Annotated in this window: 7 protein-coding genes; 6 read left to right on the top strand and 1 reads right to left on the bottom strand. The window is 33.1% G+C overall.

Annotated features, from left to right (window positions below; translation table 11 throughout):
• The first annotated feature begins 106 nt into the window (after positions 1 to 106).
• Positions 107 to 904, top strand: coding sequence for a hypothetical protein (locus JR312_RS03705; protein ID WP_416647763.1), 798 nt, complete (start codon positions 107 to 109; stop codon positions 902 to 904).
• Here the strand turns inward: JR312_RS03705 and JR312_RS03700 are convergent.
• A complete protein-coding gene (locus JR312_RS03700; RefSeq protein ID WP_416647762.1) occupies positions 901 to 2,070 on the bottom strand; it encodes an aspartate aminotransferase family protein in 1,170 nt (389 codons plus the stop codon). The two genes, JR312_RS03705 and JR312_RS03700, sit on opposite strands and share 4 nt — an antisense overlap.
• A gap of 64 nt (positions 2,071 to 2,134) precedes the next feature.
• Here JR312_RS03700 and JR312_RS03695 point away from each other — a divergent pair, with 64 nt between their 5' ends.
• The 5 genes from JR312_RS03695 to JR312_RS03675 all read left to right on the top strand — a co-directional run bounded on the left by JR312_RS03695 (position 2,135) and on the right by JR312_RS03675 (position 11,326).
• On the top strand, positions 2,135 to 3,562 hold the full coding sequence (locus JR312_RS03695) for a sensor histidine kinase (protein WP_264330690.1): 1,428 nt from the start codon (positions 2,135 to 2,137) through the stop codon (positions 3,560 to 3,562).
• A gap of 176 nt (positions 3,563 to 3,738) precedes the next feature.
• On the top strand, positions 3,739 to 4,476 hold the full coding sequence (locus tag JR312_RS03690; protein WP_416647761.1) for a WD_0702 family putative metalloprotease: 738 nt from the start codon (positions 3,739 to 3,741) through the stop codon (positions 4,474 to 4,476).
• Between the two features lie 64 nt (positions 4,477 to 4,540).
• Entirely contained in the window at positions 4,541 to 5,551 is a 1,011-nt protein-coding gene (tsaD, locus tag JR312_RS03685) for a tRNA (adenosine(37)-N6)-threonylcarbamoyltransferase complex transferase subunit TsaD (protein ID WP_264330688.1), read from the top strand.
• A gap of 118 nt (positions 5,552 to 5,669) precedes the next feature.
• Positions 5,670 to 9,296, top strand: a complete 3,627-nt coding sequence (locus JR312_RS03680; RefSeq protein WP_416647760.1) for an ankyrin repeat domain-containing protein — start codon at positions 5,670 to 5,672, stop codon at positions 9,294 to 9,296.
• A gap of 284 nt (positions 9,297 to 9,580) precedes the next feature.
• Positions 9,581 to 11,326 (top strand): type I secretion system permease/ATPase, encoded by a 1,746-nt coding sequence (locus JR312_RS03675; RefSeq protein WP_015588031.1) that lies wholly within the window; start codon positions 9,581 to 9,583, stop codon positions 11,324 to 11,326.
• Positions 11,327 to 11,440: the final 114 nt, after the last annotated feature.

The raw sequence follows: 11,440 nt of genomic DNA, 5'->3' as shown, positions 1-11,440 counted from the left end.
TTTATTACTTTTTTTTCGGTTTGACACACTTTTTTGAACGTTCCCTGAAAATAAACACTTGGTAACAATTTTGAAAGCTGTAGGCTACAAAGATGATGCTAATAAAATGGCACAAGAAATCAAAGATTTTTTATGTGATTTAAAGAATTTAAATTGTGTAGACTTGAGAGAAAAATATTATCAAGGCAACTTATATCAAGAAAGCAAATTATACAAAATCAATAATCAAGTTAGTACGATAATTGATGAAATTGTAAGGTGTCATAAGTGGCATCATGGAATAGAGGACTTAGAGCTAAAATTAAAAATCAACCATAATATTTTTGAAGTCAGAGTTAACAATGATTTTTCTAAGTTACGTGAGAAAAACTTTAACAAACGCTCTAAAGAAAGGACATATCTAGGTAGAGCTATGTTACTTATTGGGTTTATAATTTCAATGGAGCTTATAGGTAGAATATCATCAGGTCAGACCATGCCATTGCCTTTACTTTGCGGTTTTATAGTATTTGGACCACTGGCACTCTTGTGTGGTGCATTGTTATATGAAATAACGACCTATTTAGTGAGAGGAGCATTTTTTATTTTTGGAGTTCCAATTCTTTTAAAAGAACTGTCTAAATGTGTTTTGAGAAACGGCTTAATGAAAAGTTTGTTAGATATGACATTATCGCTTGGTAACTCGGCTTTTTTCAATATTCCGAAAGACATCGTGCAATCGTTTATATTTGAGGATATAACAAAATTTGACTCACTAAGTGATATAAATGAGCTTACACTGATAAGAGAACAGGAAAAGGCAAAGTGTACAAATGAAGTAGCTGATAAAGTTGTAGCTACTGCTTTATCTGCAATTTTGATACAGCCAACAATTAGTGAGCAGGAAGGTTTAGTTTTTAACTAGAACTTTTCAGATAAATACTGAGTGAGGATTTCAATGCCTTCATCAATCTCTTTTTCAGTGATAATGAGTGGAGGCAAGATTCTTACAACGTTATCTGATGTTACTCCAACAGTGAGTAAACCACGGTGACTTAGCTCTTCTGCAAATTTTTGGTTATTCATTTTTACTTTTATTCCTAGCATCAACCCTTTTCCTCTCACCTCTTCTATCATTGGAAACTTGCTTGCTAAGTCCTCTAGTTTGTTTTTTAAAGACTTACCTCTAACTTCAACATTTTCTAAGAAGCCAGGGCTGAGCAATTCATCCAATACAGCATTACCTACTGAAGTTGCAAGTGGATTACCACCAAAAGTAGAACCATGCATACCAACCGCCATGTACTTAGCAACCTTTTCAGTTGCAAGACAAGCCCCTAGAGGGAAACCTCCTCCTATTCCTTTTGCAAGAGCACATATGTCAGGCTTAATTCCTATGTGTTCATATGCAAATAACTTTCCTGTCCTGCCAGCACCGCACTGAACGCAATCAAAAAATAGCAGTATGTCGTTTTCGTTACATAGTTCTCTTAGCTCTTTCATGAAGACTTCACTCATTACTTTAATACCACCTTGTCCCTGTATTGGTTCTATTAATATAACACCTATGCCATTAGAAATTGCTTTCTTTACACTCTCAATATTGGGCTCTATGTTATCACACCAGTCAATATAAGGATTCAGTAATTCAGAAAATTTCTGTCTATCGTTTGTTGCACAAGTTAAAAATGTCCTTCCATGAAATGCACCATGAAATGTTAGAATTCTATAGCGATTTTTATTACCTTTTCCATTTTGATAGGCCCTAGCGATTTTAAGTCCACATTCCACTGCTTCTGATCCAGAATTTGCAAAAAATACAGTATTAGCAAGGCTGTTGTTTATTAAATTTTCTGCAAATTTGTTGGCAGTAGATATATTATAGGTATTTGATATATGCCATAGTTTTTCTCCTTGTAATTTTAGGACATCAGTTAATCGTGGGTTGGCATGACCTAAACTGCTAACAGCTATTCCAGAGTGAAAATCTATATAGCGCTTATTATCGATATCATACAAGTAAATACCTTTGCCATAAGAAAAATTTATGTTAATAGGAGAATAAACTGGCAAGATAGGAGAAATTGTCATAAAAGTATGATATGCTAATTTTTTATTAATACCATAAAAGACGTTATTTCACAATGAGAAGAATATGTATAAATTAAGTAAATTAATGTTTACTACACTAAAAACAAATAGATATACAAAAATTATCTCGCTATTCTTATTAATTTTTGTGGTTTTATTGGGCACAATATACCGCAATTATTCATTAAAGAATAATTTTCTTTCTTTTTACCGTAATTCAAATGCAAACTTAAAAGATCTATTGGAAAATAGTATAATAAAAAAATATCATTATTTACTAATAGAAAAACATCATATTAAATATAACAGTTTTGATTACATAAACCAGTTGGTAAAATTGCGTGCTGAATTGTTACAATCAGTAAGCAAAGTAAGAAATTTTAGCTTAATACTGTATGATCAAAATGCCAGAGTAATTTTCAGTAATTTTAATACTCAAGGTCATGACTATGAGCAGTTGCTTACAAATGATGAAATTGATAAATTGCTAAGCAATCAAGAAATATTTTACGCTACAGGAAATACATTAACTTCTACTTTCCCTATATTTCATGAAGATGACATTAAGCCTTCATTTTTTTTGAAGATCATTCAAAGCTATAATGACTCTTATATTATGGTATATAGTCTATTTTCAATATTAATAGGCTTATTACTGGTTATCTTAATACTAATAATGCTTTATTTGCACCTTTCCAACACCCAAATGCTAGCCAAGCAGCATAAAACTAATATTGAATTACAAAGGGTTAAAGAGGCATTAGAGCAAGAAAATGCAAATAAGATAAAATTTTTTGCAAGTGTTACACATGAGTTGCGTACACCTCTTAATGCTATTATTGGATTTGCAAAGTTGATCAAAAATGAAACTTTAGGTTCGGTAGATCACTCTAAATACAAGGAATACGTAGACGATATATATAATGCTGGTACACATTTACTTGCTTTGATTAATGATGTGCTCGATTTTTCTAAAGCTGAATCAAGTAGTTTAACAGTAGAGAAAGTGAAGTTTAATCTGAATAAGATAATAGATTCGTGCTTAAAAATGTTATCACCTAAACTAAAAGAAACAGGAATTAGTTTAAAGAAAGAGATATCTGATAAACAATTATTAGTTATCGCCGATCCCAAAAGAATGAAGCAAGTTATAATAAATTTGTTATCAAATGCAATCAAGTTCTCTCCTCAAGGTGGTTTAATAAGAATGGTTGTTAAAGAGAATATAGAAAAAAATTTATTAACTATTGAGTTTCATGATAATGGAATAGGGATAATGCAGCAGGACATATATAAAGTTATGTCCGTTTTTGGCCAAGCAGATTCGGGATATAGAAACGAAGGCACAGGTATCGGATTACCTCTAAGCAAGAAATTAGTAGAGTTAATGGGTGGGACTTTCAACATTCAAAGTGAAGCAAAACTTGGTACTACGATAACATTGAGCTTCTTTTATGAAGAGCAAACATGTGAAAAGTTGATTGATTTTTAGTAAAATATATTTGATATTGCACTTTTATATCTAGTACATTCCTAAGTCATACTGACGTGATACCTCTTGGCTAATAATAAGTAGCGGAATGTAAGTAAATTAAACTTTTTTAGCTATACTTCCTGAAAACACTTTATAATTCTTGAGCATAAAGAAAATTCCTTTAATAATGAAGCATGCTAATCAGAAACTTAATAAAACAAGCAACTCAAGTAGGAAATAGTGAAAACGTAATACAATATGTCAAATATCTCTATCAATTTGAGAAGTTTAGAAATACATTAAACCTCACTTTGTCACTAATAAAGCAAAATAGACTCTCGTTTGAAATATGTCAAGAAGGATTAGTGGATATGGAAGAGGGAGTGTGTAAGACAATTCGTTCTTCTGGTTTAAATAAGTATGTTATTGTGCTAAGAAGGTCAAATCCTTACATCATAGTACATGAACTTTCACATATGATTGAAAATGAACTGAACTTAAGCTTAGAGCAAGAATTTCTCTATAAAGTTTATCAGGATATTGAGCAGAACTTAAAGCAGTCAAATATTCTGGTACAAAAAATTATTGGTCAAATTATATTTGAAGAGATACAAGCTTATCAAACTCCAAAATCACGTGCGTCTGAGTTATTCGCACGCTATTTTGAGCTGTTTGCTTGGGCTCAGGAAGTTTATCCTAAAGATAAAGAATATCTAATTCGCACTCAAGATTTAAACAGAGTATTTCTTGCTACTAACCAATGGAAAAAGAGCTACCTGGATCTACAAATAATGGAGAGAATAGATAAAGAAGTAAAGGAATATAGCGATAAAACTGCTTTTAAAGATATAAACAAAGTACAAAGCAGTTGGACTAATAAATTTTCTCCTGGAAGCAAAAAAATTGGTTCTATATTTGAAGATGATAATTAGCTCAGCAGAATATAGTTAACTTCTACAGCATTTCAAGGTATAGTTTTTTATAATCAAAGTATTTATGAAGACTATTTTAGCTATTGAAACAAGCTGCGATGAAACTGCAGTTGCGATTGTAAATAGCAACAAGCAAGTTCTTGCTCACGAAATTCTTTCTCAGGCAGAGCATAAAAAGTGCGGTGGAGTGATTCCTGAAATAGCATCACGTGCTCATATGAAGCATTTAAGTGGTTTAATAAAAAGTGCTATGGAAAGATATAACCTTAATTTTTGTGATTTGGATGCAATTGCAGCAACATCAGGACCAGGACTCATAGGTGGATTAATAATTGGTACAATGATGGCTAAAGCAATTGCACACGTAACACAAAAACCGTTTATTGCAGTTAATCACTTAGAAGCACATGCGTTAGTTGTTAGGCTACTATATGAGGTTGAATTTCCGTTTTTAGTCCTGCTGATATCAGGTGGTCACTGCCAATTTTTAATTGCACAGGATGTAGGTAAATACATCAAACTTGGAGAAACGCTTGATGACTCATTAGGAGAAGCATTTGACAAAGTCGCTAAAACGCTGGGTCTAAGCTATCCGGGAGGTCCATTAATTGAAGAGTTAGCTAAAAAAGGTGATGGTATGAGATTTAAGCTGCCAAGAGCAATGATAAAACGTTCTGGATGTGACTTTTCATTTTCTGGAATTAAAACAGCGGTAAAAAACTTAGCACGAGAATTTGTAATGAGTGAACAGGATGTGTGTGATATGTGTGCTTCGTTTCAAGAGTGTATTAGCGACATATTACTCGATAGAGTCAGAAATGCTATTGGTATCGCTGTATCTTTAAATATTAAAATCAATGATTTTGTAATTACTGGTGGAGTTGCAGCAAATAATTTCCTGAAAGAGAGATTAAAAAAGCACATAGACTTGAACGTGCTTTCTCCTCCAAGCAATTTATGTACAGACAATGCAGTGATGGTTGGATGGACAGGAATTGAAAGGTTACAGAGAAGCTATGTAGACTCTCTTGACTTTGCACCAAGGCCAAAGTGGGAATTAGAAAAATATTACTAGCACAAAAAATTATCTACTATATAATGCGGCCGCTGGTGAATTTTTGTAGGCTTAAAAATTACAGTGGTATCTACTAAAGCCTTATTCACTACCGGCATTATTATTTATGAGGTACAGTATGTTCAAAAATAAATTTGACACAGTTATTAGTGTTTTCAAAGCTAAATCTAGTACAAGCGCAAAGACACTCAGTTCAGGTTTATTTGTTGCGGGAAACGTTGTTATGGCCAGAGCAATTAGTGAGATAGACCTCTCTTCATTACAAGGCAATTCAGAAGATAAAGTCAATAAGCAAGACCTAATAATCATATATGATTATATTAATAAAGTAACTCAAGAAGAAAACTATAATATATGTACTAATAATCTTGATTGTATAAAAAGCAGGATTTTAGCAGAAAATATAAGTGATTCATTAGCTGAAAAATTTCGTCAAGATGGATGGAATATAATAAGTAATGATGGTTCTTCGCTATTAACAGTGGCTATTGAAAGAATTAGGAAAGAACAAAAGAAAAATAGGAATTATGATATTCATGTTGAAATAGCTGTATCTCTAATTCTTAGTATGGGCAGAGAATTGATTATAAAATTGGAGAATTTTGCAGATAGTAATGATAAAACACTTCTACATTATTTAGCTGAGTCGGGTAAAGAAGATATTTTATGTTTTGTGATAGAAAATTCTAATTTTGACATTAAAGAAGCAGTAAGGAATAAAGATAGAGATGGTAAAACACCACTACACTATGCGGCTAAATCTGGCAATAAAGAATGCTTGAAAATTCTCATAGAAAATGAAGCAGATTTTAGTTGCACTACCAATAATAAAACCGAGTTACACTATGCTGCCAGAAGCGGAAGTCCTAACCTCCTAGAATATTTAAAAGAAATATTGACAGCAAAAGGAATTTTTGATAGGGAGAAAATTAAAACAGATAAATATGGAAATAACGCATTACACTATGCTGTGCAATCTGGAAATGCTGAGTGCATAAAATTCTTCATTGATAATCAAGTACAATTTTTAAAAAATAAATATAATGAGAATCCTTTTCATAAGATTGTAGGTAACTCAGAAACTCAAGAAAATGCCATAAATTTTCTTATAGAGCATCTAAAATTTTTAGGTAGACTAAAAAGTGAAATTAATCAAGAAAATGTAGATGGTAACACCCCATTGCATATAGCTGCAAAACATGGAAATAACCAGCTAATGAAATTGTTTACTCAATCAGGTGCAAAAATTGTTCAGAATAAACAAGGTAACACCCCCTTACATATTGCTATTATACATGGTAATTCATATTGTATAGACCTATTTTATGAAAATATAGGAAATAGCATACTTCAATCCAAAGGTGATTATGGAAGAGGTCTTGTACATTTAGCTGCAATGTACGGGAAGTATGATTGTCTAACATCTTTACTCAAGAAATTTCCTGATTACGATTTAAGCACAGAAACACGCAAAGGAAATATGGCTCTACACTTAGCTCTATCGAGTAATACAGAAACAGAACTAAGAAAAAAATGTGTGAGTCTATTAATAGACAGAAGCATGCAAGTAAATAAGAGTAATAATGAAGGAAACACCCCTTTACATTTTGCTGCCCAACTTGATTTATCGTTTTTAAGCATGATAGAAAAAAAGTTGGAAGAGAAGAAATTTGACGTTTATCAAGAGGTTTTGCGTGAGAATAGCAACGGTGACACCGTCTTTCATATGGCAGCACGTGTTGGTAATAAATCATGCCTTGAGCACCTTTTTAAAAAAGAGAGAGTGGGAGAAATATTAAGTAAGAAAAATAAGGATGGACAAACTTTACTATACTTATCTATTCTCAGTGGAAGAGTAGAATGCGTTAAGTATTTGGTAAAAAAAAGCCCAAAGGGTATTTTTTTAGAACAAAATACACAAAAAAAGTTGTTATTTGCAGCTATTTTGAGCGGCAATAAGGAATGTCTTGAATTTGTGTCAAAAGAACTTGTAGGTAAAAAGGTGGCTGCTAGCATCAAAGTGTTATACGATGAAAATGACAATACACCGTTACACATGGCTGCTCTTGCCAACGACATAGAATTCTCTCAGTATGTTATTGAAAGTATTGCTAAGTCAACTATTAGGAACACAGTACCACTTTTTAACACAAACAGTCAAGGGCTTATACCTCTACATTTAGCTGCCATGAGCCTTAATGCTGAGTTAATAGAATATTTTATGACAGATAATCATTACCCCTATAATAAGAAAATGTTAAATGTTGTATCTAAATCTGGAAGAACAGCATTACACTATCTTGTAATGAGTGATAATGATTTTGAAAAAACTATAAATGAGGATTTTAAGCAAGGTCAATTTTTGAAAAAGTTAGTTTTAGAAAAGCGTAAACAAAATGAGCACTTAAGGGAAAAAGCTATTAAAGCCTTATTCTACCTAACAATCAGCACCGGAGAGAAAACTTTAAATAAGAAGATAAATTTTGATATAAAGGATAATGCAAAAAAAACAGCTTTAGATTATGCTTTTAAACATGGTGACACAAATATCTTGAGGTTATTTTTAGATTTCTTTTATGAAATAAGGGAAAACAAAAAAAGGAAATATGATAAACTTAATATGGAAGATCAAGAAAGAAGCAAAAAGCTTCTAGACTACTATAATCTGGCCATGTCAATATCAAGTGTGATTATTTCTGTTTGCATTAAGTATAATAATGCAGAATCTGAAAAGGAAGAAATTCCTACCTGGATTTCCATTGCATTTTCTTCGATATCATTTTTACTTATCTTATACAACTTAGTGATTGGCCTTCAAAAAGAACCTGTTAAACGTGAGATAGAAAACTATACTGAAAAAATGAACAGAATTGAAGAGGCTACAGGAAAGTTAGCTAAGACAAAAGTAGGGGATCATGATTTGGAGGAATACAACTCAATATTGGAACTATTAATAAAGAATGTAGAAGATATTTCACGATTGGAAAATGAACTTTACAAGTTTACGCATGAAACTAGATTAGAGAGTAAAGACAAACTCAATATTTCTCCTCAGAAAATGAGTAGGGGTGGTAGTGCAGTACTATGTTCGAATAAGTCTTTAGAAGGTAGAAAAAGTTCACCTGTTTTGAATGATTTAACAGCAAAACTTAGTCTGTGTTCAAGACGCAACAGTAGAGTACAAAATACAATGGACAAGTTAGATAATCCATCATGTGTAATTACTATAAATGAGAATTCAGAAATTAAACCAAAAGCTCCGAAAAACAAATTCAAGAATGTTGCAACTAAGCTAAAAATAGGCAATATCTTTAGTAAGAAAAAAGAAGATCTTATCGCTTCATCAAGCTTATCAGAAGGTGCTAATCACGAGAATATTACAAAAATGAATGAAGAAAACTGTGGGTTGATAAAACGATTTGGTGATACCAATGGGTATTCAATATTTTCGACTCCTTTTAATCCAAGCAGTTCAACCTCAAGAGAAGAGTGTGGTAACAATCATAGTGCAGCGCGTCATGTGAGTTATGGTAGTGCAAATAATCCTGTGAGTGATAAGGAAGTTAGTAAATCTCCATCTCTAATACTTTCTAACTTTGAGGAGGGGATTACTGTTGACTGTTTTAAATTCGAAAGATATAGACCAAGGGTATATTCAAGTCCATCTTGTGTGAGAAAAAGAGCAATTACAGCTAGATCATTGGAATATGTAATACTTCCTGATCATATAGAAAGAGGAAAATAGATGCAGATTGTAGTCACTGACTCTGATAGCATCAACTTTCAGAGGAGTGATAGTAAGAACTGTCATTGAGTAGTAGATAAGAAAAACGTAGAACAATTGGCAAGGCTATCGTATAAGGTTATAGTAGAGAAGAAATTAGATAGCCTTGCTAAATTTCCATGAAAAAGTTTATATTCGCATATCATTAATATTTTATTACATTAATGATATGGTAAGGCAATAACTGTTAATACTTTTGAAATAAAAACTATATATGGTACATATAATTAAATAAAAGGAAGATTGTGGAAATCACTCCGTCAATAAAAAAGGAATTAAAGCAAAGTATACTATATACTTGTCTAGAGAAGTGCAAGAGTGCGTTTTGGTTCATTTTCTGGTTTAGCTCAGGGATTAATGCGTTAATGTTATTTTTGCCACTTTATACCTCTCAGGTACTTGATCGAGTGATATCGAGCGAGAGTGTGTCAACACTAGTTATGCTGACGATTATTACTTTATCTGCGTTTGCATGTTCTGCAATGCTTGAAACTTGTCGATATTTAGCTATGGCTAAAATTGGTGATTGGATTGATAAAACTGCAACACCAGATCTAATAGTAAGGTCAATCAGGTTAACATCAGTACAAAGCTCAACTTCAAGTGGTGAAGCAATACGAGATCTTGGAGTAATAAAAAATTTCATTACAGGAAATGGTATATTTTCACTGTTCGATACTCCATGGTCGCTAATTTACCTTGTTGTGATCTTTATGATACATACCTCTACAGGGTTTATAGCTATTGCCGGGATCATTATATTAGTTTCAATGGCAGTATGGAATGAACTTGCCACTAAGCGTATATTGCGAGAAACCAATGAAGAAACTATACGCAATATTAATGCTATAGATGTTGCAACAAGAAACGCAGAGGTGGTTGAAGCTATGGGCATGTCAGAATTTATAGTTTCTGATTGGTGTAAACGGAATGATCAAAATCGTGCAATGCAAGTTACAGCGCAGAATCGTTCTAATGTGATTACTGGAATTACTAAGTTTCTACGCTCAACTCTGCAAATATCAGTAATTGGAACAGGCGCATTACTTGCAATTACAGCTCACAAAACTGCCGGTAGTATCATTGCTGCCTCGATTTTGATGGGTAGAGTATTGGCTCCATTTGATGCAGCAGTTCATACTTGGAAATTTTTAAATCAAGCCAGAATGTCATATGAGAGGCTACAAAGACTTATACTAACATCCCCAAAAAGAGAGCAAACTATGGCTCTACCAGAGCCTGAAGGGAAGTTGGAATTTGATAGGGTATTTTTTACTCCTTATGGGAGCAATAAGCCAACAGTAAAAGGAATCTCATTTGTAATAGAACCAGGGGATGTTGTTGGTGTTATTGGTGCAAGTGCTTCTGGTAAGTCGACCATTGCAAAACTAACCGTTGGTGTTTGGAAACCCATATCAGGTGTAGTCAGACTAGATGGCGCTGATGTATATACTTGGAATCGAGAGAACTTTGGTAATTATGTTGGTTACTTACCTCAAGATATTGAGTTATTTAACACGAGCGTTAAAGCTAATATTGCCCGCATGAGACCAGATCCAAATCCTGAAGAAATAATCAAAGCAGCAAAAATTGCAGGAATACATGAATTAATACTGAGCTTACCAAATGGGTATGATACAACAATAGGAGGACCTGGAGGAGTAATACTCTCTGGTGGCCAAAAACAGCTTCTTGGACTTGCAAGGGCTTTCTATGGTAATACTAAGCTTTTAGTGCTTGATGAACCGAATGCTAACTTAGACAGTAATGGAGAGGCGCGCTTGATTAATGCAATCAATGTTGCAAGAGAGCAAAATACTACCACTGTTATCATCACTCATAAGCTACAGCTACTATCTGTAGTCAATACAGTGATCGTCATGTCAGATGGGGTTATTTATGCTATGGGACCAAAAGATGAGATTTTGAGTAGATTAGTTGCTCCATCACCAGATGCCACAGAAGATAAACGTTCTTCAGCAAGTGGTTAAGAAAGAGAGAAGTTGTCACACTTCTCTTTCTCTTATAGAGTACTATATGCACAGTTTATAAAATCTTAAGGGAACGTTCAAAAAAGTGTGTCAAACCGCATTTTCAATTCAACT

This window comes from Wolbachia endosymbiont of Nasonia giraulti (assembly GCF_048054155.1).
Classification (GTDB): Bacteria; Pseudomonadota; Alphaproteobacteria; order Rickettsiales; family Anaplasmataceae; genus Wolbachia; species Wolbachia pipientis_C.
Note: the sequence above shows the minus strand (reverse complement) of the source record. Positions and strands in the feature narration are given on the sequence as shown.